Raw genomic sequence first — 24,991 nt, forward strand, 5'->3', positions numbered from 1 at the left:
ATACTTTTGATTCGACACTCGTTAATGAAGTCGCAGCTAAGCAGATCAAGCTCATACCTATTTAATCGAATTTTGTACCCTGTCCGTTTTAGCAGATGCTGAAAAATAACTCATTTCCACGACGGAAATGGGTTTTGTTTTTGCTTTCTCCTTTTCTTCTTCTAAAGCCTCACCTTGACTTTGTTCTGAGCTTTCCCGGCGAGGTCTCCCTTCCTTCAGCTTGATATCAATAAAATCAACGATCTGCTGAAGTGAGGAGATTTGATTCACGATATTTTCACGGTGGCTTCTTAATTGATCCACCAACTCCGTATATTCCACGGAATCCGTGTTGGCTGAGGCCGCCAAAAACGGCCGCATCGCCTCGAGCGGCATGCCCGTTTTTTTAAGGCAAGATATCAGCTTGAACATATAAATGTCTTCTTTTCTATAGAGGCGATGCCCGTTTTCCTTCCGGTCCGCCCGAGGTAGTAGCTTAATCTTTTCGTAATATCGAATCGTATCCTCGGAAATTCCGGTTTGCTCGGCGATTTGCTTGATCGTATATATTAGTTCTTCCACTGCGTCCCCTCCCGAAATTGCATTTTGACCATTATACATCCTGGATCCGACTCCAAGTCAAACTTATTCTCCTATCTCTTTTCCCCAAGGCACCTCTTTTGTTTTCGCATCTTGACTTGGATTCGACTCCAACTTTTATGATGAGCTCTAACAGGAGAAATCTCCTGACCATATAAAGGAGGAAATGTATATTGGACTTGAATCGACGCGACATTTCACGCGGTTAACCGCGCCTAGTGCCCGCATCAGATTGGAACTGCAATGATTAAAAAATAGGAGTGGACATCTATGGATCGTAAATATCAGCCTTTAATGGAGCCGTATCGTTTTAAGAATGGTATCCAAGCAAAAAACCGTATCGTTCATGCACCGATGACAATATCTTATTCTAAGCAAGACGGTACAGTATCTGATGAGTTAATCGCATATTACGAAAGTCGTTCAAATGGAGTTGGAATCGTTGTCACTGGGAGCGCCATAATCACACCCAACTCCAAGGTATTTGGCGGCGAATTAGCGGCTGATCGAGATGATGTGATCCCAAGTTTACAACGCCTGGCAAAAGCCATTAAGAAGCGCGGGGCAAAAGCCATTCTGCAAATCTTTCATGGTGGTCGCGAAAGTTCGCCAGAATGGGTACCGAACCGTGAGATTGTCAGTGCGAGTGCGGTTGCTAAAGAAGCATCGAGCGTGATCCCTCAAGAACTCCAAGAGAAAGAAATTGTGGACATTATTCGAGCATTTGGCGATAGCACTCGAAGGGCAATCGAGGCTGGTTTCGACGGGGTGGAAATTCATGGGGCAAACCGATTTCTTATTCAACAATTCTTCTCCCCACACACAAACCGACGCGATGATCGATGGGGAGGAAATATAGACAAACGTATGGCATTTCCACTCGCTGTTGTAGATACAGTAATAAAAGTGGCGGATGAGTATGCAAAACAGCCGTTTCTTGTGGGGTATCGGTTATCGCCAGAAGAAGAGTTGACGCCCGGTATTACCATGGCCGACACACTTATATTGGTGGACGCCCTGGCAAATAAAGATTTGGATTATTTGCATGTCTCTTTAATGGATTTTTGGTCTAAACCTAGACGTGGCGTAGAGGACAATCGCTCCAGAATGGAGATTATTAACGAGCTCGTGAAACAAAGAGTTCCCATTATCGGCGTAGGATCGATCCGTACGCCCGACGAGGCGCTTAGAGCGTTACAATCGGGAGTTCCATTTATTGCGCTTGGACGAGAACTGATTATCGATCCAGATTGGGTTGAAAAAGTAACTCTGGGTAAGGAAAACGAAATTCGTACAGAGTTAACTTTGAATGATCAAGCAAAATTAGGGATTGCTCATTCGTTATGGCTGAAAATCATCAATACTCCAGGATGGTTCCCTATCTCAACTAAAATTTAACAGACTGTAGCTACATCACAGTGTAAATGCAACTGCTCTTAAAGACATATATACGATTGTGACCTGATACAAGAAAAGAGACCCCGAGGGGTCCCTTTTCATTGATATGACAGGCTTTAGGGGCCTATTGTTACATCATGCCGCCCATTCCACCCATGCCGCCCATATCAGGCATAGCTGGTTTTTCTGGTTCTGGCTTGTCAGCGATAACCGCTTCGGTTGTCAGGAACATCGCCGCAACGGAAGCTGCGTTTTGAAGAGCGGAACGCGTTACTTTCGCAGGGTCAACGATACCTGCTTCGAACATGTTCACCCACTCATCCGTAGCAGCGTTGTAGCCGATACCGATCTCTTCTTTTTTCAGACGCTCTACGATAACGGAACCTTCTTTGCCAGCGTTTGCTGCAATCGTGCGGATTGGCTCTTCCAGAGCGCGCAGAACGATATTCACGCCTGTTTTCTCGTCGCCTTCTACTTGAACAGCAGAAACAGCGTTGTATACGTTAACGAGCGCCGTACCACCACCGGATACCATACCTTCTTCAACCGCAGCGCGAGTTGCGTTCAGGGCATCTTCAATGCGCAGTTTGCGTTCTTTCAATTCCGTTTCAGTAGCCGCGCCGACTTTGATAACCGCTACGCCGCCAGCCAATTTAGCCAGACGCTCTTGCAGTTTTTCTTTATCGAAATCGGAAGTGGTTTCTTCCAATTGGTTGCGGATTTGCTTCACGCGAGCTTCGATGTCTTCTTTGTTGCCAGCGCCATCCACGATGATTGTGTTCTCTTTGGTTACGCGCACTTGACGAGCGGTACCCAATTGATCGATGGAAGCTGTTTTCAGGTCGAGACCGAGCTCTTCCGTAATCACTTGGCCGCCAGTCAATGCAGCGATATCTTGCAGCATCGCTTTACGACGGTCACCGAAGCCAGGAGCTTTAACAGCGACAGCGTTGAACGTTCCACGCAGTTTGTTCACGATCAGCATCGCTTGCGCTTCGCCTTCGATGTCTTCCGCGATCAGAACGAGCGGTTTGCCTTGCTGTACGATTTTTTCAAGGATCGGCAGGATCTCTTGCGTGTTGGTTACTTTTTTATCGGTGATCAGGATGTATGGATTCTCAAGAACAGCTTCCATTTTATCCGTATCGGTAATCATGTATGGAGAGATGTAGCCGCGGTCGAATTGCATACCTTCTACAACTTCCAGCTCCGTCAAGAAACCGCGGGATTCTTCAACGGTGATGACGCCGTCTTTGCCCACTTTATCCATCGCTTCTGCAATCAGTTGACCAACTTCATCGTCAGCTGCGGATACGGAAGCGACTTGAGCGATTTCCTGGTGGTTCTTAACTTCTTTTGCGATGTTTTGAAGTTCAGCCACAGCTGCTTTAACCGCTTTGTCGATACCCTTGCGGATGATCATTGGGTTTGCGCCAGCTGTTACGTTCTTCAGACCTTCACGGATCATAGCTTGAGCCAGAACCGTTGCCGTTGTTGTACCGTCACCGGCAACATCGTTGGTTTTGGTAGCTACTTCTTTAACAAGCTGAGCACCCATGTTCTCGAATGCATCTTCCAGCTCGATTTCTTTAGCGATGGTTACACCGTCATTCGTGATAAGCGGGCTTCCGAATTTCTTCTCAAGAACCACGTTACGGCCTTTCGGTCCGAGTGTTACTTTAACTGCATTTGCCAAAGCGTCTACACCGCGAAGCATCGAGCGACGGGCGTCTTCACTGAACTTAATGTCTTTTGCCATGGTATTACATACCTCCCTAGTGGATTATGAAATAGTGAAACAAAGATATATTCAGGCGTTCATTAGCCTAAGATCGCGTGGATGTCGCTTTCTTTCATAATCAAATATTCTTTACCTTCGTATTTGATTTCTGTTCCAGCGTATTTGGAGAAAATAACGCGGTCGCCTTCTTTAACTTCCAAAGGTACACGTGCGCCGTCTTTCAGGGAGCCACTGCCTACAGCAATAACTTTACCTTCTTGCGGCTTTTCTTTAGCAGAGTCAGGAAGTACAATCCCGAATGCCGTAGTTTCTTCTTGTTCGATCGGTTCTACCAATACGCGTTCACCTAAAGGTCTGATCATGAAAAAATAGCCTCCTTTAAATATGTTGTGATGCTTTTTTCAAAGCTTTATGTATTAGCACTCGACAACCCTCAGTGCTAACAACCAACTTTATGATACTCAAGTTGTCTTAAAATTTCAAGTCCTTTGCATGATTTTTTGATCATTTTTTTGCAATCCGGACTTAGGGAGGGGTTGTCCCCAAACCCCCTTCTCCATTGTATCCATGACCAGCCAAAATATGCCTGAGTCTTAAGGGACGCTGTACGGCTGGAACTATTGATCCAGTCATCATTCTACGAAAATAAAACAGCCCGAAATCAGGGCCTTCCCTTGGGAAGGGTCCCTCTTTCAGACTGTTTAACGTTCAGCGAAATATCCATCCCCTTCGGATTAAAGCCTAGGGTCGATTTCTTTTTCTTTCTCCATCTCGAACAGCAGCTGCATCGCAACCTCTTGGTAATCCCCGTGGCTCGGGGAAATCTCGTCATACTTTACCCCAAGCAGGAGCTTTCCAAGCTGATGCTCGGCGATCGAAGTGCGGAGCTTCTTGTGTGTGTTTTTTTGTTTCAACAGCTTCGCGTATTTGTGCGGAAACCGGTAATCGTAACCGTAAATGATCGAGAGGTATTCGGGATTTCGCACCTTCAGGTAAGGGGCAGCGTTCTCCCGCTCCTCTTCCGGTTTGATCACAACGCCTTCCATTCGGTTCCGGGTCGTCAACGTGGAGAAGAACGCCTCCGCCTGTTCATAGCTCTCCCGCTCGCGCAAATCCAGAACCAGAATCTTGTCGTCATTCAGGAAACGGAACATGGCCGAGGTATTCATATCAGGCGTGACTTCTTCTCCGGTATCCCGAATTTGTTTCAGAATGGCGAACGGCTTGTAGTCCAATTCCGCGTCCCCCGCATAAAGTTCGAGCTGCTTCTTGTACATGCGATAAGCTTCCTCATGCTTCTCGAGCGGCACATAAGCTTTCCGAACATCCCGTATATATTTATACGATTGATAGCTGCTCGAGCCGTGCTTCTCTATAAGCGCGGATTTGGATAGTCGAAACTGTTCATGCTCAAAGCCGCTTGCGTCATAGGCTGTGAGCAGCTGAGCGTAAGCCTCTTCAAAACCCGTCTCTTTCAGAAACCTTGTTTCCGACTCAAGCGCAGCCGCAATCGGTTGAAACTGCCTGTCGATCAGGCCTTTCCCGAGTGCCTTCCATGGCAGCAGCTCCCCATCCAAAAGCATCATCTCGATGCCTTCGGTCTGCATATGAGGCGAGAATCTCTCCAGCAGCCGTTCGTACACCGAAGATAAATCAATCCCGCTGATTCGGTAACCGTTACGGCTGGCGGCATAACAGCGCTCCAGGTCCCGGAACAGATAGATGCTGCATCTGGAGCCCATGTATTTAGGCTGGAGCACCACATGTTCAATCCCTTGGTCCTTGTAATAATCGAGTCCTCTTGCAAGGGACTCCAGTTCTCCAGTAGCCAAATCCTTATCCGCCGGCGACATCGTTCCGGAAATAAAATTGATTTTATGCTCCGCGCAATACAACAATCTTCGCTGGGCTTCGCGGTCTAAATCCCGGAGATCGATGCTGCTGCGCTCTGATCTGGCAAACAAATCCGGTAATTGTTCATGAAGGAACGCAGGATCTTGTTCCCTAAACGGCGACTTAAAGCTGCGATAGACCGGTTTTTGGCCGATTTGAACGGCCGTCAGCATATGCCCGTGCACGCTTCCCGTATCGATATGAATTTTGTTCTTGATCCGAAACGGTCTCACCGCGGCGACATGACCGAACACATGGTAAGGATGATTGCTGACCGCTTCTTCGCTTAAGAATAGAAGCTGCTGCTCTGTCGTGACTTCCGGGTTGCTCCGATCCAGACGGAAGGAACGCTGATGGCGCAGGGAATTCGAGTCGAGTTTGCCGACATATTTATTCCGGCAAGGAGCATGGGTTACGTAATAGGAAGGTCCGTGCTGACCCACATATCGATAAAATGGCTTAGCCCGGCCGACAAGTTCATCGAAGCGCTGGCGCAGCGCTTCATCTTGGCCTAACGTTTCCGTAGAATCAAAGTAGGAACGAAGCAGCTCCGGCTCGGCCCCCTTGATCTCTCCCTTCAGGTACTTATAAACGAAGTTCTCATGATTCCCCATAACGAAAAGGAAATGCTCCATATTGTCGTAGAGGAAATCGATCATGGCCCGGGTTTGCTTCCCTTTGTCGATCCAATCCCCGGCCAGAATGATCCGGGTGTTTCGCAGTTTCTCCGGAACGGATAACTTTCCGTCGATCGTCCCGTAACCATAACTCCTCAAAAGCCCCTGAAGCGCGTCTACACGCTCGTGCACGTCTCCGATCACAATGTATTCCATATCCTGGGTCAGAATCGAGGACAGATACTCCTCTTTATTGTCCACAATCACTTCGTAAGCGGGTTTCGCCAACCCCTCTTTGTCAAGGAAATCCTTCGTACGCACTTTATGAATGGCATCGTATCCTTCCCGTGCGAGGACGGGGAGCACCTCCTTTTTCAAGCGGCTAATATGCGTGGATATCAGCTTCTTGGAGCGATCGGAGGCGTAATAATCCTCCCGTTTCCGGTAATCAAACAGAATGGCTTCCACACGGTAGTTGTTCTCATGCGCGATTTCAAGAACCTTGCTCCGGAAATCATCGGCCAATGCCGTTGTATCCACTACAACAAAGTCAGCCTGAATCGGAAAAGAAGTTGTCAATCTAAGCCGCTCAAATAATAACTGAAACGCATGCGAGCTCGCCTCCAGCATCACCTGATCGTATTTATCATAATCATAACCGAGCAGCTCCTGACGAATGGCGTCCGATGATAGGTACTGGACATTGCTCCTGTAGTTGCGCTCGGGGTATTCCCACTGCAAGGATGGAATCAGGATTTCCTTCGCAAACGTCGTTTTTCCGCACTCCGTCGGACCGACCAGCATAAAAATCGTGTGCATTTTGGTATGCAATTCCATAGCCTTACTCCCCCTTCCTCGTAACAATCATTCCCTGCGTTGTATGCATGCCGTCCACACTGTCACCGATCATCACATACTCATATTGAACGCCCAGATTCTGCAGGATTTCGTCACACCACGATCTAAACTTCTCCTGCCCCATTTCCCACTTATGATCATCATGCCTGAAACCATCGAGCTCATAATACGGGTTGAAATCGGCATTGGGCGTCGTAAGGATCAGCTTCTCGAACCGGATCTCCTGCACGACTTGGCGAATGAGGTCCGCCGCTTCCGCTTCCGGCATATGCTCGATCACTTCGGTCAAAATAACGTCTACGGACTCATCGTCATACCCCTCAAGAAAGTGAGCGATCGATGGAAAGGTCACCAGATTGTCCAGCCCCTTCGCTTCCGCTTTACGCTCTACCACTTCCAGCAAAGCTTCATTAATATCTACCGCATAATAGGTTTCCTCTATTTTTCTGGCAAAAGAAAGGGCGTAAAAGCCTTCACCGCAGCCGATATCCAATATCGGCTTGTTGAATGGCAGCACTTGAGCGATGTAACTTCTGCGCTGCATAGCCGTGTTTCCATATGCAAAATTGATGCTGTATCTAGGCGTAAACTCAAGCTCCTGCTTGAACTGCTTGAATCGATCCCGATTATTCAGAAAATTGCGCACGAACAGACTTCGTATGTAATAGGGGGCATCGATGACATTCAGACTGCGAATGTGCTTTTCAAGCACTTTATCCGAGGTATCGAGATACTCGCTCCCGAACATTGCCAGGAACAGGCACAGCACATTGACCGTATGCAGCAGATGGTACAGGCTCTTCCCGGTGGTTATGGTGAGGGTATAGCTTTTATGGGCCTCGTGCCGAAGCGAGAACGAGTATTCCTCGAGATGCTTTTGAAAAAATTCAATATAACGCGTCTTCTCAATATGAATGAGATTGATGTAAAAAACATGCTCGTGTCCCTCCGTGTCCCGTTCATCGTGCTTTTTGAAGGGAGCTGCAAAAAACTCATTAATGGCAGCCAGCGGAAACAAAGGTGTGTTATAACGGGACACGTTCAAATACTCGAAGCTCTCCCCGTGGTGCTGTTTGAAGGATATCTCGTTATCCGCATCCTTGAAGTAGACGTTAAACGCAGCTGACTCGGAATACCATCCGTATGCCGTTCCTTGCCTCACGCTCCGAAGCTGCATGCCGGAGTTCGGGTTCTTCTTCATGAGAAACGAAAACTGCGGATTCGTTGATGTAACCTGTATAATTGCCAAAATGACTCTCTCCTTTCGTCAAACCGTGAATGACTGCGGTCCGCCGGTTCTCCATGCTTCAACCAGGGCGTCCCGAAACAAAGCATCCAGCCTTTGATCCAGATCCGAATCTTGATGCTTCTTATCCTTGGCTAGCAGCTCATATTTGTTCAATTTCTCTTCAATGAATGCATGTATGTTAGGAAGCTTCGGCTCAACATCCATCTCTTCACCTGAACGTTTGCGGAGAAGCAATTGATCAATCTCCTGTTTCAGCGCACTTCCCTGATCTAATAGGCGATTCGTAAGCAGCTCGAATTCCATGGGAGGCATCTCGTTGTAGGTTTGAATCCAGCCGCATGCCAGGATCGGACGCAGGACATAGAAATATTTTTTGATCTTAACGTCTCCCCCTTGCAAATACATCCGGTAATTGCCTTTAGCCATGTTCAGGTAGTGGTGCATGCAAGATTTAGGCGAGAACGCAAGCGGAGATATGCTGCGGATTTGCTGGGCGATGCCAAGCGTCTCCTTATACTTGATGGGGGACTCCAGCCATTCGAGCAGGGGCGGATTCGACTTGCGAAAAAGCCCCAGCGCTTTTTTCAAATCCCAACCGCTTATATCCAGCCTGTCGCTGATCGGCCGCTCAATCACATCTCGCTTGTCGAAGATCGATAAATACCACTCCATGGGTCTGATATAGATAAACCTTACATCATAATCGCTGTCTGTCGACGGAAAGCCCCAGGCCCTGCTGCCTGATTCGCAGGCATACAGGATAAGGACGCCTTCCTCCCGCTCAATTCGCTCAAGTTCTTGCTGAATCGTCGAATTCATTTCCTGCGATATATTCATATCTGGTATCTCTCCTTCTGTAGCTGCCGTCTGATTTCCGATAACCTTATTGTCCTCCACACGTTCCAATTTCAACAGGGCGAAAGTATGGCGATACCAAAAAGATGTTATAATTTCCATCCTTTATGCAGTTCCCTTTCCTTGCTACAATAGTTACAGACAGCATCACGTACGATCTAATATATGACTTGAAGGAGGGCGCCATGGCTCGGGAAAGCTTCGATAAAGAAATCCAGTTCCTTCGCATTCTGGCGCTGGCCGGAGGAGCATACAACCGGCAACAACTGGCCGATCGACTCGGTATTTCGGTACATACCTATGACAAAACGCTTCGAAATTTAAAAAATAGGATTGAATCGCTTCAGCCGCAGCTCTCGGAAGAACAAAGTCTCACCCTATCCGAAGGCCTGCGCTATTCATACTATGAAACCGCAGATCCGCTCCTGCTGCTGCTGTTCCGCGGCAAATCGCTTAAGGCATCGGAAAGCTTGAGGCTGTCCACGATCCTCACCCAGCTGCAGCATCAGCAGTTAACCGCCAAAGAACTAATCGACCTATGCGGCGATCACTTGCCTGACGGGGAGTCTCTGCCGGATGAGAAGACGATCCGCGGAGATCTCAGATACCTGGAGGAAGTCGGAGTCATCGTGAAGACAGGCACAGACCGGCCTTACCGTTACAGGGGCGCCTGTGATCTGATCGATTCGTTGTCGGATGACGAGCTGCTTGATCTCTACGACTATGTGGACGTCATGTCGAATACGCAGCTCCCGTCCGTGCAGGGTTATATGCTCAGGGATAACTTAAAGCGGGCTTTGCGGAAGCGTGACATCGCTGCGCACTCAACCGCTGCTTATATTTATAAATATCATTATCCTTCACGCATATTGGACGAAGCGCATCTGCATACCATTTTTCAGGCCATTACCAAAAGAGCTAGAATCCGTTTCCTGTACTTATCACCCAAAAGCACTTCACGCTATGCTTCCCAAAATACGAATCCGCTGTTCCACAGGGAGTCCAAAGGGCTTCGGGAAACGGTGCTGCCGCTGCGCGTGATATATGACCATCAATACGGCCGTTGGTATCTGATCGGTTATAACGGCAGACAAGGTCTCATGAAGTTTCGTATGGAGGGATTGACTCAGATCGAAGAAGGCGATGTGGTTGAGGAAGAGGTCTTCCAGCAGCGCCTAGAGGAAGTGCTGGCCGAATTCGAGAATAGTTGGGTTACTGATACCCGTAATCCCACCAAGGTTGTGGCCAGATTTTTTAACCCGGCGGACAGCAAAGTGAATTTCGTGCTGAACCGGGTTAAGGCGCAAGGGCAATGGGGGACCGTTACGATAGAATCCGACGATTCATTTCTATATGAAATCGAAGTGAACGGCACCAGCGAAATCAAGCCCTGGCTCCGGAGCTTCGGCTCCAGCTGCGAGGTGCTCAAGCCCCGCTCCCTTCGCCTGGAGTTCATCAAGGAATGGAAGGAGATTGCCGCTTACTATGAGCCAGAATCCGTTCGAGAAAATTTTTAATTATCAGATTATGACGCGGCTTGAGGAAACCGACTCGATTGCCATAACCGCTCAAGAACGGGGATGGCTCAAGATGATGCTGGTGCATCCTGAGGCAGCTAACGCCTTTACGCCTGAAACCTTAAAGCGTCTCGAACAAATCCTTCACTTGGAGCATAGCGGTGCCGAGATGAAGGAGATTATCCTGGAGAAGGCCAAGGGACAGGAACGAAGTGTGTATCACCCGCATCTTCGCATCTTGCGAAGAATGATCATGCAGGATCAGGGCTTTCGCTTAAGCTATCGAACGAAGCTCGGAGAAACGCGCAGCAATCAGTCCGGTTTCCCGTTCAAATTAGAGTATTCCATGATCAAACGGGAATGGATGCTGATCTGGTACAGCAAAAGCCGAAGAGGACTCATGTACACAAAGCTCGATCATATTCTATATATCCAAGGGACATCACTTCCGTCTTTTCGAATCGATCGCATCAAGGAACGGCTGCAGAATCTGATGGAGAATCGCGAGAAGCAAGCCCTTATTGAAATCCATCGGCGATACAATGGGGAATTGTCACGGATTCTGTACGCTTTCTCCTGTTTTGACAAGACCGTCCATTATGATGAAGATTCCGACACCTACCGCATTAAAGTCTGCTATTTGAAGGATGAGTGCGACTTTCTGCTCTCCCGTATTCGCTTTCTCGGACTGCGGGTGAAAGTCGTGAAAGGTAGCACGCTGCAGGCCAGAATGCAGGAAACCGCAGCGATGGCGCTGGCGAGATATGCTCAAGAGGAAAGTTAGGACGATATGAATAGATCCCTTTGAGACCTGGGCGAATGCACTTATGAAATTGATTACTAACCATTCGATCCTTGAACCAAAAAACAACCCGCAAACCATACTCCCGTGGAGTGGGTTCATGCGGGTTGTTCTTATTCTATACGATCCTATTTTGCAAAAAAAACGTCACTGTCCATCCTCTTCATCTACCCGTATGTACCGGCTGTCCCGTTCCATATCCGCCTCTAACTGCTTGCGGTAAATCACGGAGGACAGAAACACGCTGAATTCGTACAGCAGCAGCAGTGGAATCGTGACCAGGAAATCCGATATGAAGTCCGGCGGCGTAATGACAACCGCGATGAATACGAGCGCGAAATACGCGAGTTTGCGCATTTTTCGAAGCCGCAGCGGATTCAGAATGTGAATTTTCGTTAAGAACATCACCACAAGCGGCAGTTCAAACAGCAAGGCCAGCGGCAATACGAGATTGAACATAAAATTCAAGTAATTGGTAATTCCGTAGGTTTCCTGAAGCCCCATGCTCTGGGTAATCGTTGTCGTGAATGACAGCGTCATCGGAAACACGACGTAATATCCGAACGTGATCCCTACAATGAACAGAAGAAACGCATAAGGCACGTAACGAATGGCCGCTTTCTGCTCTTCTTTGCGAAGTCCCGGCTTGACGAACGCCCACAGCTGATAGAAGATCAGCGGAACGGAAATGACAAGCGAGAAAATGGCAGCGATTTTCATATAGATCCCGATACCATCCCAGAAGGAGAAGGCGTGCAGTTCAAAGTTCTTGGCTTCTTCAGCCGCCGTCAAATAATGATAGATCGGGTCCGCAACAAAAAGCCCGCCGATCAAACCCGCTACGAATACCACGAGCACAATAATAATTCGTTTGCGGAGCTCGCCCAAATGCTCAACAAGCGCCATATCTTTCACTTGCTCCGACAAGTTAACCACCACCCTGTATGTGACCCTGACAAAACAAAATCCCTCCCGAAGGAAGGGACTTCAAGCCTTGCTTTATTTCTATTCCGGAAGACGCTTGTCTTCAACCTTGGTTGGCTCAGCGACAACGGCTTGTTGGGGAGCCTCTTCTTTCTTCTTCGCCGGTGCATCGTCAGCAATAATCTCCCGCGCACCGTCCTTAAACTCACGGAATGTTCTTCCGACCGCACGTCCAAGTTCAGGAAGCTTGTTCGGTCCGAACAAGAGCAGCGCCAAAATAACGAGCAAAATAATACCCGGCACTCCAATTCCACTCATATCTATTCTCCTCCTCGTCCTGCTCAATGCCTTTAAAAGGACTTCAGGATGATCTAAATCCGTCATGCCTTGCACTACAACAGGTGTTAACTAATGACCATAATCCGACTACAGCAGTTGAAACAAGCTCATATACCGCCATCATACCATAATGTAAATCACATATACAGTCTAGAAACGTGACAGATTATTTACATAATTATCTAATAAGATGTCCCTTAGAACTGCTCCCGGTACTGGCCCGTTACCATTAGCAGCGCCTCCGGAAGCTGATCCATAACCGCCGCCAAATTCTCGTGCACGCCTTTTGGCGAACCCGGGAGATTGACAATCAAGGTACGGCCGCGGACGCCGCATACGCCCCGAAACAGCATCGCACTCCGATTCTTCTGCATGACGGTAGCGCGCATCGCTTCCGCAATGCCCGGCACTTCGCGTTCGATGACCCGCTTGGTCGCCTCTGGCGTAACATCCCGGACCGCCAGCTCTGTTCCACCAGTCGTGAGGACAAGGTCCACTTGATAATAATCCGTAAGTTCGATCAATGCCGCAATAATTTCATCCGGCTCGTCCGGTACGATCCGGTATTCAATAATTTCTCCGCTCAGCTCTTCCTCCACCAATTCCCGGATCACTTGAGCGCTCGTATCCTCGCGTTCCCCCCGCGAACCTTTGTCGCTCGCCGTCAGGATCGCCGTTTTCCACACCATCTGCCCTCTCTCCTTCCCACTCGTCCGAATCTCCTATCTCTATGCAATCCTATGTTGTTTCTTGTATGTAATCCCCGCTCTTCCCTCCGGTTTTGCTTACCAGGTAGGTCGGGCCGATGACCATGTCTTTTTGCAAGGCTTTGCACATGTCATAGACCGTCAGCGCAGCGGCGGAAGCTGCTGTCAAAGCTTCCATTTCAACACCGGTTTTGCCTGTGGTCTTCACAGTCGTTTCTATATATAACTCATCTCTAGCATTATCGCTGAACTCCACATTCACGCCGGTCAACGGCAGCGGATGACACATGGGAATCCAGTTTGACGTGTTTTTGGCAGCCATGATAGCCGCAACCTGCGCTACGGCAAGCACATCTCCCTTGCCGATCTTCCCTTCCTGGATGCGAATCAGCGTATCCGGGTGCATACGAACCGTAGTCTTCGCTACCGCTGTCCGGGCGGTTACATCTTTATCACTGACATCCACCATGCGTGCTCTGCCTTGGCCGTTAAAATGACTCAATTCCATCTCTTATCCCTCCGCTGCAGGTCTGGCTGTTTCCGAATGTCCCAGTTCCGTAACCAAACCGCCCAATACCCGATCATGTTCTTCCATAGGGACATGCTCCAAGACTTGAACCTCGTAGCCAATTCCCATCCACAAAGGTTCACCGATCTGAGCGTTGTCTTGTGCTCCCTGACTAAGCCTGTCCGAGAGCCGGTCATAATAACCGCCTCCGTATCCAAGTCTTCCGCCCTTCCTGTCAAACGCAAGCCCGGGCACCCAGATGATATCAGGTCCGGGATGATTCCATTTCTGCGACCGCAACGGATCTGGCTCTGGAATACCGTAAGCTCCGGGAATCAGCTCATTCCATGCCTGAAGCTTATACAATTCCATCGAACGGTCTTGGGTCAGACTTCGGGGAACGATAACCTGAATTCCCTGCTTCCACGCCCATTCAACCAGCGGCCGGGAATCCAGTTCGGAGCGAAAGGGGACATAAACCATCATGCTCTGAAATTGAAACCGATTCATGACCTCTGAAGCAAACTTGCAGGCTTGCTTCGAACGCTTCGAACGCTCTTGCCCGGATAACTCATCCCTGCGTAATGTCATCACTTTGCGCAGGGCTTTCTTTGCGGATACCCGCTTCAATTCTTCCTCAGGGTTCAACACGTGATCTTTCCTCTCACGCTTATAATTAATTTTAGTTTACCACTGTTCCTTCCTTTAGCCAAGAATGCCGGAAGTCGCCAATCATGGTCGATTGTTCGGCCATTTTCATGTACACTTACTTTAAGATATCAGAACGTATACACTTCAAAGCATGACCACACTGAGAATGTACGTCGGTAAACGTTTTTCTTAAGAGATAAGATTGTTTATACATCAGAGGCTACCTCCTTATCTCGCAAGAAAAACTTCCGCTATATGCGGTCTATCTACTAGGAATGTACGTCGGTAAACGTTTTTCTTAAGAGATAAGAATGTATACACATCAGTAGCTACCTTCCTTATCTCTTAAGAAAAACTTCCGCTATATGCGGTCTATCTACTAGGAATGTACGTCGGTAAACGTTTTTCTTATAATGAAGAATTAATGGTACAAACATATAGAATGATGGAGGTTTCACATAACATGCTGCTGCAAGCCAATGGCATTACGAAATTATACGGAGTTACGCCCGTCCTTGACGGGATCAATCTGCAGGTGCTTGAACGCGAAAGAATCGGTCTTGTCGGAGTCAATGGAGCCGGGAAATCGACCCTGCTCAAAATTTTGGCAGGCGAGATGTCTTATGATGGCGGACAAATCTTCAAGGCTAAGGAAACCACCGTTGGTTATCTTGCCCAGAACAGCGGGCTTCAGTCCGATTCGTCGATATGGAACGAGATGCTGGATGTCTTCGCTCCCCTTTTGGAGATGGAGCGCGAGCTGCGTCAGATGGAGGAACAAATTGCCGACCCGAAGTTGAGCGAGGATCCGAAGAAATATCAGGAGCTTCTGGATCGTTATGCGATCCGTTCGGACTGGTTCAAGGATCAGGGCGGTTATGAGATCGAAACACGTATCCGCAGCGTCCTTCACGGCATGGGATTTGGCAGTTTTTCGCCGGACACCTCCATTGCCACATTAAGCGGCGGGCAGAAGACAAGGCTGGCCCTTGCAAAAATATTGCTGCAGGCACCTGATCTGCTCATGCTGGATGAACCGACGAACCATCTGGATATCGCGACCCTCACCTGGCTGGAGGATTATCTGCGTGGCTATTCCGGTTCCTTGCTGGTCGTTTCCCACGACCGCTATTTCCTGGATCGGCTGGTAACGACTATCGTTGAGATCGAACGCCGTCATTCCAAAAAATATACGGGCAACTACAGCCGGTATATTGAGCTGAAGGCAGCGGAATACGAATCCCAACTAAAGCAGTACGAGAAGCAGCAGGATGAGATTTCCCGGATGGAGACCTTCATTCAGCGGAATCTGGTCCGGGCCTCTACGACCAAGCGCGCACAGAGCCGTCGCAAAGCGCTGGATAAAATGGAACGGCTGGACAAACCGCTGGGAGATTTGAAGAAAGCACACTTTTCTTTTGAAGCCGAGTATATGTCAGGTAAGGATGTGCTTCATGTGCGGGATCTGGCGCTTTCGTTCGAGCAGGACAAGCCATTGTTCCGTCAGGTTTCCTTTGATCTCAGCCGCGGGGAAACCGTAGCTTTGATCGGACCCAACGGAGTGGGCAAATCGACGCTCCTGAAATGCCTGATCGGTACCATGAAGCCAACGGCGGGATCGCTGCAATGGGGTACAAAAGTCAAGATCGGCTATTACGATCAAGAGCAATCCGAGCTGAATCCAAGCAATACGGTTCTGGAAGAGCTATGGGGCACCTATCCGCATATGGAGGAAGCCCGCATCCGCACCGTTCTGGGCAACTTCCTCTTCAGCGGCGAAGATGTCCTCAAGAAGATCAGTTCCTTAAGCGGAGGGGAAAAGGCCCGCGTATCGCTTGCCAAGCTGATGCTCCTGGAAGCCAACATGCTCATCTTGGATGAGCCGACGAACCATCTGGACTTATTTGCCAAAGAGGTTCTTGAATCAGCACTCATGGATTACGAAGGCACTTTATTGTTCATATCCCATGACCGTTACTTCCTTAACAAAATGGCCGAGCGCATCATCGAGCTTCATCCGGCCGGCATTCAACATTTCCTGGGTAATTATGACGACTATACGGAGAAAAAGCAGGAAATTATCGATATGAATGACGAACCTTCCGAGCCGTTTGCTCGTCACACCCTGAAACAGGAAGGAAAAGCTGAAGCTTCCGTCGAGAAACAGGGAGCCGTTTCCTTTGAAGCCGAGAAGCAAGCCAAACGGGAGGAGCGGAACCGTCAGCGCAAGCTCGCAAGTCTGGAAGAGCAAATCCATGCTTTGGAATCGGACATAACCGAGTTAGAGGCCGAGATGACCCTGCCGGAGATCTATCAGGATTATATGGCACTCCAAGAACGCCAGCAGTCGTTAGAGGAGAAAAAGAGTCAGCTTGAGCAAATTTTTGCCGAATGGGAGTCATTGCTGGAAGATTAAAAAAAGTTCACAAAAGTGTTTCAAATGGAGTTTTGCATTTATACACAAACTTATCCCCAAGAATGGTGCATAAGTTTACCATGAAAATGGCCGAAACGGCCATTTTTTTGTTGTTATACGCGCACTCCTGGTCCTATATCCAGCTTTATCCACTAAGTTATTCACATTATCCACAGTTTCCACCGGAAAATTTGAAAATCCTGTCCCCTCTTTTCAGCGTCTTGCAAAAGACCGATTTAACGACATTTTTCTCGCTTATGCACATTTTTTGGCGAATATGTGGATAACGTTGTTCACAACTTGACAGAGTTATATGTCTTATATAATGGACTTCTATATAGACTTATCTCTTGTTATCTGCAAGTTTTTATCGAGCTTGATTATGAAAAAAAGCGACCCTCCTCCATCCGGTTCGGAAGGTCGCTTGTGCCATCAATCATAGAAGCGTTAGACGCTAAGGTTCCCTATTCAGCTTTTCTCCTAGACCGACATCAACGCCGAGTTGCATGCAGCAACGTATGCCAGGCCTGCCGCCATAACGATATCCTGATGCACAGCCGTTCCGCGGAAGATCTTGCCCGCCTTCTCAACCGTGACCGCCGCTTCGGCATGCGCGTCTTCGCCGCTGCTTAACGAGTGGAGCTCCAGATCGCCAAAGCGGATATCGCTGCTAATTCCTTGGCTGATTGCCGAGATAACGGCTTGCACCGGACCGTCCGCCACGCTGGAGTAAGTGGCTTCCGTTTGCTCGCTCAGATGACGCAGCGTGACGGCTGCGACCCTGCTGCTGCCCGTTCCCGAGATGACCTGGGCCTCGGTCAGCTCATATACTTGGGCTGGTTTGCCCAAAGTGCTGCTCACCATTTGCAGCAGCTGATCATCGCTGACCACCTTCTGACGATCAGCCGTCTCCTTGAAGGTATCGTACAAGGACTCCATCTCGTCTCCATCAAGCTGAACACCGTACCGGGCAAGACGATCCTTCAGCGCATGACGACCGGAATGCTTGCCCAGCACAATCATGCTCCGCGGAATCCCCAGCTTCTCCGGATCCATAATCTCGTAGGTGCTTCGATCCTTCAGCAGACCGTCCTGGTGGATGCCGGACTCATGCTGGAAGGCGTTCCTGCCGACTACAGGTTTATTAAAAGCGATCGGAAAATGCATCGCGCCACTAACGAGACGAGATACTTCATACAGCTTCTCGGCCGTAATGCCCGTCTCTGCCCGCAGCATGTCACCCCGGGTAGATAGAGCCATGACCAGCTCCTCCAGTGCGCAGTTGCCTGTACGCTCGCCTACCCCATTCACGGTAACCTCGATTTGGCTGGCGCCATTCTCAATCGCGGCCAGGCTGTTGGCCACAGCCAAACCAAGATCATTGTGGCAGTGGGCGCTATAGGCGACCGTCTTTCCGCCACGAGCGCCTTCCCGCACACGTCGGAACATCTCGCCGTATTCATTCGGAAGCGCATATCCCACCGTATCGGGCAGATTGATTATCGTTGCACCCTCTTCAATGACGGCCTCCACCATCTCAATCAAGTCGTCAATACCGGTACGCGAGGCATCCATCGCCGTAAATTCCACCACGTCGCTGAACTGCTTCGCATAAGCTGTCATCTCACGTGCCCTTGCCACTACATCCGGACGACTCATGCGCAGCTGGTGGCGAAGATGGATGTCGGAAGACGAAATAAACAGATGGATTCGCCTTCTGGCCGCATCCTGGGTGGCCTTGACGGCAGCATCAATATCCCCTTTAACGGCCCGTGCGAATCCGCATATCTCGACCTGCTGCAGCTGTCTCGAGATGGCCTGCACAGCGGCAAACTCCCCGGGACTGGACACCGGAAATCCGGGTTCCATCACATCAACGCCCAGCTCAGCCAGCTTTCCGGCCAGCGCAATTTTCTGTTCTGGCTGCAGGCTTGCTCCCGGGGCCTGTTCCCCGTCCCGCAACGTTGTATCGAATATTTGGATGGTTCTCATGGATTCACTCATTTTGCATACTCCTCCTTGGTATTGGTATAACCCGATTTCCTACGGGAACGTTGTTTAATCTGTTCCATATGTTCGCTTTACGTCCGCACGTCGACTTGCGTCCGCATCCCACCCTGCTGCTGCCGGCAGCAAAAAAGCCCGCCATCTCTTCATATAAGAGACGACGGGCTTAGACCCTCCGTGGTACCACTCTAATTGACGCGCCTAAGTTCGCAGCTGTTCTTCCGCGACATATACACGTCCACTCATGTCCATCTCCTCATACCGGCCGGTCATGAAGAGAATGGACGTCCTGATGACGGAGGAAACTCCGTAAGAGAGTACAGCTGCATTCAGGGTCGTTGGGCTGACTAACTCCATCAACCGATGCTTGCTGCTGTTCCCCTCTTCCGCTCCCGGGCGAGATTCGAAGGTTGCTGCCGCTGCGTTACACCAAACTCGCAGCTCTCTGTAGACGGCTCCCTTTTACTGCTCCCGTTCATTGCGTTTATTCGATATGTTGTTATGCTGACTATCATATCCTTCGGATCACTATATCCGGAGATTCCGCTTTTATCTGCGGATTGGAAGTGAAGCTCTTTATCAGATTGATTAGCATTTAGCTGTCCAAGCATGCAAAAAAGCCTGCCATCTCTTATTCAAGAGACGACAGGCTATCCTATCGCGGTACCACTCTTGTTGACTCTAAGCTCCCGGGAACATCCTGCTGTCTCCCGGACCTAAAGCCCCCTCAGATCGCCAAATCACAAATGATCTGTGCGCAGCCATTCTCACGGAGGCCATCCCGTAGCAAGGTCAAACTCCGCAATCCAATCCGTGCCTGACCGGCACTTCACTGCGCAAGGTTCCCCAGCTCCGCTCCCAGGTGAGTTCAGGTCCCTCTCGTCTGCGTTGCACCGTCCCGCAGCTCTCTTCATCCAAGGTTCACCTTACTGGTCCTGTTCTTCGCGTTTCAACATTCTGGAATTTGATCAAGATTATACGTCCTATACAAAGACGTGTCAAGCGTCTCTAGTTTGACGGCTCCGCCCATAGCTCCAGCGACATTTGCGGGTCGGCTTTCATATCGAGCGGCGTAAAGCTCTCCTGCTTCCATTTCAGATGCGCCGCGGCAGCAATCATCGCTCCGTTATCGGTACAATACTGAAATGGCGGGATCGTCAGCAATATCCCTTCCTGCTCGCAGCGTTCAGCCAAGGCTTTACGGAGTCCGCGATTGGCGGCAACGCCGCCGCACAGCAGCAGCTGCTTGGCATCATATGCTCTGACCGCACGAACCGCCTTTTCCACGAGCACTTCGACCACGGATTCCTGGAAACCCCGGGCTATCGCTTCCGTCCGGACTTCCTCACCACGCATTTTGCTCTGATTGACGACATTTAATACAGCCGATTTCAGACCGCTGAAACTGAAGTCGTAGGAATCCGGCTCCAGCCATACGCGGGGAAGCTCTACGACCTCCTCAGCCTCCAATGCCATTCGGTCGACATGCGGACCCCCGGGATACGGGAAGCCAAGCGCCCTGGCCACCTTGTCGTACGCTTCGCCAACCGCATCATCCCGCGTCCTGCCGATCAACTCAAAGCTGCCTTCGTCTTTCATGTAGACCAGCTCGGTGTGACCGCCGGAAACAACCAGCGCCATGCAAGGGTAAGCGATATCGCCCACAAAACGATTGGCATAGATATGACCCGCAATATGATGTGTTCCAATCAGCGGCTTGCCAAGCGCAAACGCCAGGCTTTTAGCAGCCATAACGCCAACGAGAAGCGCTCCAACCAGGCCAGGACCCTGTGTTACGGCGATCGCCGACAAATCCTTCATTTCAATGCCGGCCTCAGCTACGGCTTGTTCAATAATGAGCGTGATACTCTCCACATGCTTGCGGGAAGCCACCTCGGGGACCACCCCGCCAAAAGCTTTATGCGTCTCAATCTGGCTGGCAATGACACTGGACAAAACCTCGCAGCCATCCTTCACAACGGCAACCGAGGTTTCATCGCAGCTCGTTTCTATCGCCAATATGCAGCTGTGCTGCCGGTCTACTCTTTCTTCATTCATGATAGCCTTTGACTTCCTTCCTCGCCATCGTCCTCCCGATAAGGGGGCAGATCTGCCCACATGATGAGTGCGTCTTCCTGATTATCGGAATAATACCCCTTCCGGACACCGGCTGGTTTAAACCCTTTTTTGATATATAAGTGCTGGGCCACGTGATTGGATACCCGGACTTCCAGCGTCATTTTCTCCATTCCCATATAGGCAGCCGTCTTCATCAATTCCGTAAGCAGACGATCGCCCCACTTGCGTCCGCGGTACTGCTCCAGCAGCGCAATATTTGTAACGTGCGCTTCATCCACGATCGTCCACATGCCTGCATATCCTACCGTTTTGCCTTCGTACTCCATAATCATATAACGTGCAAAATGATTCAGTTTCAGCTCATTGTGAAAAGCTTCCTCGGTCCAGGGCACGGTGAACGCTTCGCGCTCCACCACGAGAACCTCCGGAATATCCTCCAGGGTCATCAACCGAAAGGACAAACCGTCTTCACCATCTACCGGCTTCTTCTGCTGATCCATGACGAATCCTACGCTCCCTTCACCGCTTACGCAGCAGGTTCGCTTCCGCTTCGGAAAGCTGTGTATAATTGGGTACCAGCGTATGCACATCATCCGTTTCACCGGCGAGCAGCCTCGCTGCGCCCAAGTACCCCATCCAGCGGCCTTCGAGCGAGTACGGATAAATATGCAGCCGTTCTCCGAACCCCGGCTCAAGCCTGCGGGCGGTTTCGGCATGGAGTTCCACTTCCCCAATAAACCAAAGGCAGATCGGGCGTTCCTCTTCAGGCAGCTTGCTGATGCGTTCCTTAATGGCTTCCACCCAGGATTGCATCAGGCGAATACCGTCTGCCTCCAGACGTATCGGCGCACTCTCCTGACTCTCTGAATCGGCAGCGAATAATGCCGTGTACACCTGCCCCCGTCTTGCATCCAGCAGCGGAATGATCCAGTGGACTCCCGCCTTTGGCTCGGCTTCGTTCCATCCTGACTTCAGGCCCCCCCATGCAAGGGCATGCAGGCTGGATACCCCGACAAGCGGGATGCGATTAGCCCATGCCAATGTTTTGGCAGCCGTTACCGCAATCCGGATCCCTGTATAAGATCCCGGCCCTACTCCCACGGCAATGCCGTCCATCTGGTCCATGCCGAGGCCTGCTTCAGCAAGCGCCTGTGCCATCACCGGATGCAGATGCACCGAGTGATTGCGGTCTGCATTCGTGTTCACTTCCGACAGCAGCTTGTCCTGCTCCATCACGGATACCGCCAGCGATGCCGTAGACGTATCCAGCGCCAAAAACCGCTGCTGCGGCTTCGTGTCATTGTTGTTCATTCCAGCTACCCCATTTTTCATTCAAATCCCGGCACCACTCGCCATAGGGCTCGCCCTGGCTTGAAAGTGTGATGGTCCGGTGCGTTTCACCTGTTGTTTCAAGCTGGATATGCAGATACCGCTCAGGCAACAGCTCAGTGATCAGACTGCTCCATTCCACGAGACAAACCCCTTCGCCAAAAAAATACTCATCCAACCCGAGCTCATCCGCTTCATCGACCGACAAACGGTACACATCCATATGGTAGAGCGGCAAACGCCCCTCATATTCTTTAATAATCGTAAATGTCGGGCTATTCACAACCCCGTTCACACCAAGATGCTGTGCAAATTGTTTGGAGAATGCCGTTTTTCCTGCTCCAAGATCCCCGTCCAGTCCGATGACAGTCCCTGGCTCCGCTCTAGCGGCCAGCCAAGCAGCAAGCTGCCCCGTCTCCTCCAGACTGCTTGAAATCATTCGAAACTGGCCCTCCGTACGGCCATTGTTCACTGATAACCCACCCTTTACTTAGTTTGCCCATATCTCAAAATACTTGATCTTCATTATATCGGTCCTCCCAACCCGCTGCAAGAACATGAGTTTCGCCTTCATAACTCAATTGACAAAAGAAACGCCAAACCAGGTTTCAAACACTGACACTATGTAGTCAATCATCAGACATTATAGTGAAACCATAACGATGATAAAAAGATTTGAGGAGGATTATAATGAACCCCACGAATGTATCGAATACAGCCCCATTTTCTGAAGAAACCATACTTCCATTTCGCATTCAAATTCCAGAGTCGGACCTGCTTGACCTTAAGGAACGTTTGACCCGCACTCGCTGGCCTGATGACCTGGAGGATCATCACTGGGAATATGGCACGCCGCTGTCTTACCTGAAAGAGTTATCAACCTATTGGAAGGATGTTTACGATTGGCGTAAATATGAAGCCATGTTGAATGAATTCCCTCAATATACGACCACCATCGATGGGCAAAACATTCACTTCCTGCATGTTCGCTCCCCTGAGCCTGAAGCACTTCCTCTAATCATAACCCATGGCTGGCCCGGATCGATTGTAGAGTTCACGCGTATGATGGAACCGCTCACCAATCCCGGCAAGTACGGTGGGAATTCGTCCGATGCATTTCATCTCGTAATCCCGTCCCTCCCGGGCTTCGGCTTCTCCGGGCATACAACCGAACGCGGATGGAATATCGAGCGTGTCGCTAAAGCGTGGGATGAATTAATGCGCCGCCTGGGCTATGAACGATATGGAGCACAGGGGGGAGATACCGGGAGCATGGTTTCAACGGAACTTGGCCGGATCGCTGCAGAGCGAATCGTTGGCGTACATTGTAACGGTCTGTCTGTGTTTCCAACCGGAGATCCGGCTGAAAGCGAGAACCTTACAGCTGTAGAGAAACTTCGCTATGATGAATTAGCCGGTGGTGGATTTGAAGGGTCCGGATATGCCATCCTTCAGGCGACCAGACCCCAGACGCTTTCCTACGGCTTAACGGATTCCCCTGTTGGGCAGCTTGCATGGATAGTAGAGAAGTTTAAGGAGTGGACCGATCCAACGGCCGATCTTCCCGAGGATGCGGTAGACCTTGAGCTCCTTCTTACGAATGTCTCGATCTATTGGCTGTCAGCAACGGCAGGCTCCTCCGCAAGAATCTATAAAGAAAGCTCGAACAATTGGGGAGCACCGGCACCATATTCCTCGGTACCTACCGGTGTGGCAGTCTTTCCCAACGATCTCTCCATTCGCAGTATGGTCAAGCAGCAGTACAATGTCGTCCATTGGTCAGAGTTCGACCGCGGCGGCCATTTCGCCGCATTGGAAGCTCCTGATCTGCTGACTGAAGATATCCGGTTATTTTTCAGAGAGATTCGTTAACGGCAGGGTCAACACAAACACACCTTATCCGGGTTCCAACTTACGGAGTCCCGAGTAAGGTGTATTTTTTCGTGTTTATTAAACAGTTTCCCGGAAAACTAGAGGCCCTGCAATAAGCTATTCGCCTTCTTTTAGCCGGTCTACGTCTACAGTCAGCGTATTGGTCGGACGGGAGCCGACCTGGACGGTGGCCATTCCGTTCTGCTGATCCACATGCTCGATCCACACGGACTCCCCTTCCAGGTTGACCTTGTAAATATCCTTGGAGTTGAAAATCTCTACGGCGCGCTGTATCTCCATACGTTTAATCCTCCTTCTCCCTATTTCTTGGCGATTCGTCCACGATGTCCATCGTATCGGTTGTGGAAGGGCCGATCAGCCCATTATCTATGGTGACATTGCCTCCGCCAAGGCCTTCGTTGATCATCCGGTCAATATCGAACATCGTAGATTCCCGAGAGATCTCGCTCTCCTCCGAGGTCAGGCTGTTCCAATCCACCATGTCCCCGTTCACCGATTCTGCAGCGGAATGATCCGAGGCCCTGTCCTTCTGTATCTCTTCCGACGTGTGGGTTTCTCTAGGCTCCGTCATGACGAAAATTACCTCCTTATACAGGCAGCGTTCAACGTCAATATGCCACAAACAGGTT

At 50.0% G+C, this 24,991-nt stretch carries 23 protein-coding genes and 1 other annotated feature; of the genes, 5 read left to right on the forward strand and 18 right to left on the reverse strand.

Features of this window, described 5'->3' with window-relative positions; translation table 11 throughout:
- Positions 1-57: 57 nt before the first annotated feature.
- Positions 58-561: a MerR family transcriptional regulator gene (locus M4D81_RS20720; protein ID WP_397376767.1), complete on the reverse strand. Its 504-nt coding sequence runs from the start codon at positions 559-561 to the stop codon at positions 58-60.
- A 288-nt stretch (positions 562-849) separates the two neighbouring features.
- On the opposite strand from M4D81_RS20720, the gene M4D81_RS20725 reads away from it, so the two are divergent.
- Entirely contained in the window at positions 850-1,977 is a 1,128-nt protein-coding gene (locus M4D81_RS20725) for an NADH-dependent flavin oxidoreductase (protein WP_260067922.1), read from the forward strand.
- Positions 1,978-2,107: 130 nt separating this feature from the next.
- Here the strand turns inward: M4D81_RS20725 and groL are convergent, their stop codons facing one another.
- The 5 genes from groL to M4D81_RS20750 all read right to left on the reverse strand — a co-directional run bounded on the left by groL (position 2,108) and on the right by M4D81_RS20750 (position 9,172).
- Positions 2,108-3,736, reverse strand: a complete 1,629-nt coding sequence (gene groL / locus M4D81_RS20730) for a chaperonin GroEL (RefSeq protein WP_071222540.1) — start codon at positions 3,734-3,736, stop codon at positions 2,108-2,110.
- A gap of 62 nt (positions 3,737-3,798) precedes the next feature.
- Positions 3,799-4,080 carry a co-chaperone GroES gene (groES, locus tag M4D81_RS20735; protein ID WP_006212454.1) on the reverse strand — a complete coding sequence of 94 codons (282 nt, stop codon included), beginning with the start codon at positions 4,078-4,080 and terminating at the stop codon, positions 3,799-3,801.
- Positions 4,081-4,452: 372 nt separating this feature from the next.
- Entirely contained in the window at positions 4,453-7,065 is a 2,613-nt protein-coding gene (locus M4D81_RS20740) for a metallophosphoesterase (protein WP_260067923.1), read from the reverse strand.
- Between the two features lie 4 nt (positions 7,066-7,069).
- The gene (locus tag M4D81_RS20745) at positions 7,070-8,335 is read right to left on the reverse strand and encodes a methyltransferase domain-containing protein (RefSeq protein WP_260067924.1); all 1,266 of its coding nucleotides are present in this window, start codon (positions 8,333-8,335) and stop codon (positions 7,070-7,072) included.
- Between the two features lie 18 nt (positions 8,336-8,353).
- Positions 8,354-9,172 carry a nucleotidyltransferase domain-containing protein gene (locus M4D81_RS20750; protein ID WP_260067925.1) on the reverse strand — a complete coding sequence of 273 codons (819 nt, stop codon included), beginning with the start codon at positions 9,170-9,172 and terminating at the stop codon, positions 8,354-8,356.
- Positions 9,173-9,375: 203 nt separating this feature from the next.
- Between M4D81_RS20750 and M4D81_RS20755 the strand changes: the two genes are divergently transcribed.
- Both M4D81_RS20755 and M4D81_RS20760 read left to right on the forward strand, forming a co-directional pair.
- Entirely contained in the window at positions 9,376-10,707 is a 1,332-nt protein-coding gene (locus M4D81_RS20755) for a helix-turn-helix transcriptional regulator (RefSeq protein WP_071222534.1), read from the forward strand.
- The gene (locus tag M4D81_RS20760) at positions 10,676-11,491 is read left to right on the forward strand and encodes a WYL domain-containing protein (protein WP_260067926.1); all 816 of its coding nucleotides are present in this window, start codon (positions 10,676-10,678) and stop codon (positions 11,489-11,491) included. The genes M4D81_RS20755 and M4D81_RS20760 overlap by 32 nt, the downstream gene beginning before the upstream one ends.
- A 165-nt stretch (positions 11,492-11,656) precedes the next feature.
- On the opposite strand, the gene tatC is transcribed toward M4D81_RS20760, so the two are convergent.
- The 5 genes from tatC to M4D81_RS20785 all read right to left on the reverse strand — a co-directional run bounded on the left by tatC (position 11,657) and on the right by M4D81_RS20785 (position 14,638).
- A complete protein-coding gene (gene tatC / locus M4D81_RS20765) occupies positions 11,657-12,436 on the reverse strand; it encodes a twin-arginine translocase subunit TatC (protein ID WP_260067927.1) in 780 nt (259 codons plus the stop codon).
- A 78-nt stretch (positions 12,437-12,514) separates the two neighbouring features.
- Positions 12,515-12,751: a twin-arginine translocase TatA/TatE family subunit gene (locus tag M4D81_RS20770; protein WP_071222526.1), complete on the reverse strand. Its 237-nt coding sequence runs from the start codon at positions 12,749-12,751 to the stop codon at positions 12,515-12,517.
- A gap of 218 nt (positions 12,752-12,969) precedes the next feature.
- Complete coding sequence (locus tag M4D81_RS20775) at positions 12,970-13,461, reverse strand: MogA/MoaB family molybdenum cofactor biosynthesis protein (RefSeq protein ID WP_260067928.1); 492 nt, start codon at positions 13,459-13,461, stop codon at positions 12,970-12,972.
- A gap of 49 nt (positions 13,462-13,510) precedes the next feature.
- Positions 13,511-13,987: a cyclic pyranopterin monophosphate synthase MoaC gene (gene moaC, locus M4D81_RS20780; RefSeq protein ID WP_071222520.1), complete on the reverse strand. Its 477-nt coding sequence runs from the start codon at positions 13,985-13,987 to the stop codon at positions 13,511-13,513.
- Positions 13,988-13,990: 3 nt separating this feature from the next.
- On the reverse strand, positions 13,991-14,638 hold the full coding sequence (locus M4D81_RS20785) for a 5-formyltetrahydrofolate cyclo-ligase (RefSeq protein ID WP_260067929.1): 648 nt from the start codon (positions 14,636-14,638) through the stop codon (positions 13,991-13,993).
- 463 nt (positions 14,639-15,101) lie between these two features.
- On the opposite strand from M4D81_RS20785, the gene M4D81_RS20790 reads away from it, so the two are divergent.
- Positions 15,102-17,054, forward strand: coding sequence for an ABC-F family ATP-binding cassette domain-containing protein (locus M4D81_RS20790; protein WP_260067930.1), 1,953 nt, complete (start codon positions 15,102-15,104; stop codon positions 17,052-17,054).
- Between the two features lie 480 nt (positions 17,055-17,534).
- On the opposite strand, the gene M4D81_RS20795 is transcribed toward M4D81_RS20790, so the two are convergent.
- From M4D81_RS20795 to tsaE, 5 genes are all read right to left on the reverse strand, one after another.
- The gene (locus tag M4D81_RS20795) at positions 17,535-19,058 is read right to left on the reverse strand and encodes a 2-isopropylmalate synthase (RefSeq protein ID WP_260067931.1); all 1,524 of its coding nucleotides are present in this window, start codon (positions 19,056-19,058) and stop codon (positions 17,535-17,537) included.
- Positions 19,059-19,211: 153 nt separating this feature from the next.
- Positions 19,212-19,549, reverse strand: a binding site (T-box leader).
- A 520-nt stretch (positions 19,550-20,069) separates the two neighbouring features.
- Positions 20,070-21,119, reverse strand: coding sequence for a tRNA (adenosine(37)-N6)-threonylcarbamoyltransferase complex transferase subunit TsaD (tsaD, locus tag M4D81_RS20800; RefSeq protein ID WP_071222512.1), 1,050 nt, complete (start codon positions 21,117-21,119; stop codon positions 20,070-20,072).
- The gene (rimI, locus tag M4D81_RS20805) at positions 21,116-21,640 is read right to left on the reverse strand and encodes a ribosomal protein S18-alanine N-acetyltransferase (protein ID WP_071222510.1); all 525 of its coding nucleotides are present in this window, start codon (positions 21,638-21,640) and stop codon (positions 21,116-21,118) included. The genes tsaD and rimI overlap by 4 nt, the downstream gene beginning before the upstream one ends.
- A gap of 19 nt (positions 21,641-21,659) precedes the next feature.
- Positions 21,660-22,451: a tRNA (adenosine(37)-N6)-threonylcarbamoyltransferase complex dimerization subunit type 1 TsaB gene (gene tsaB / locus M4D81_RS20810; RefSeq protein ID WP_260067932.1), complete on the reverse strand. Its 792-nt coding sequence runs from the start codon at positions 22,449-22,451 to the stop codon at positions 21,660-21,662.
- Positions 22,438-22,908, reverse strand: a complete 471-nt coding sequence (tsaE, locus tag M4D81_RS20815) for a tRNA (adenosine(37)-N6)-threonylcarbamoyltransferase complex ATPase subunit type 1 TsaE (RefSeq protein ID WP_260068027.1) — start codon at positions 22,906-22,908, stop codon at positions 22,438-22,440. The genes tsaB and tsaE overlap by 14 nt, the downstream gene beginning before the upstream one ends.
- A 251-nt stretch (positions 22,909-23,159) precedes the next feature.
- Here tsaE and M4D81_RS20820 point away from each other — a divergent pair, with 251 nt between their 5' ends.
- Complete coding sequence (locus tag M4D81_RS20820) at positions 23,160-24,341, forward strand: epoxide hydrolase family protein (protein ID WP_260067933.1); 1,182 nt, start codon at positions 23,160-23,162, stop codon at positions 24,339-24,341.
- Between the two features lie 117 nt (positions 24,342-24,458).
- Here M4D81_RS20820 and M4D81_RS20825 read toward each other — a convergent pair whose 3' ends face one another.
- A complete protein-coding gene (locus tag M4D81_RS20825; protein ID WP_071222503.1) occupies positions 24,459-24,641 on the reverse strand; it encodes an H-type small acid-soluble spore protein in 183 nt (60 codons plus the stop codon).
- A 4-nt stretch (positions 24,642-24,645) separates the two neighbouring features.
- Entirely contained in the window at positions 24,646-24,933 is a 288-nt protein-coding gene (locus M4D81_RS20830; RefSeq protein ID WP_162487646.1) for a hypothetical protein, read from the reverse strand.
- Positions 24,934-24,991: the final 58 nt, after the last annotated feature.

It is taken from the genome of Paenibacillus sp. p3-SID867, assembly GCF_025142895.1.
Lineage (GTDB): Bacteria > Bacillota > Bacilli > Paenibacillales > Paenibacillaceae > Paenibacillus_AQ.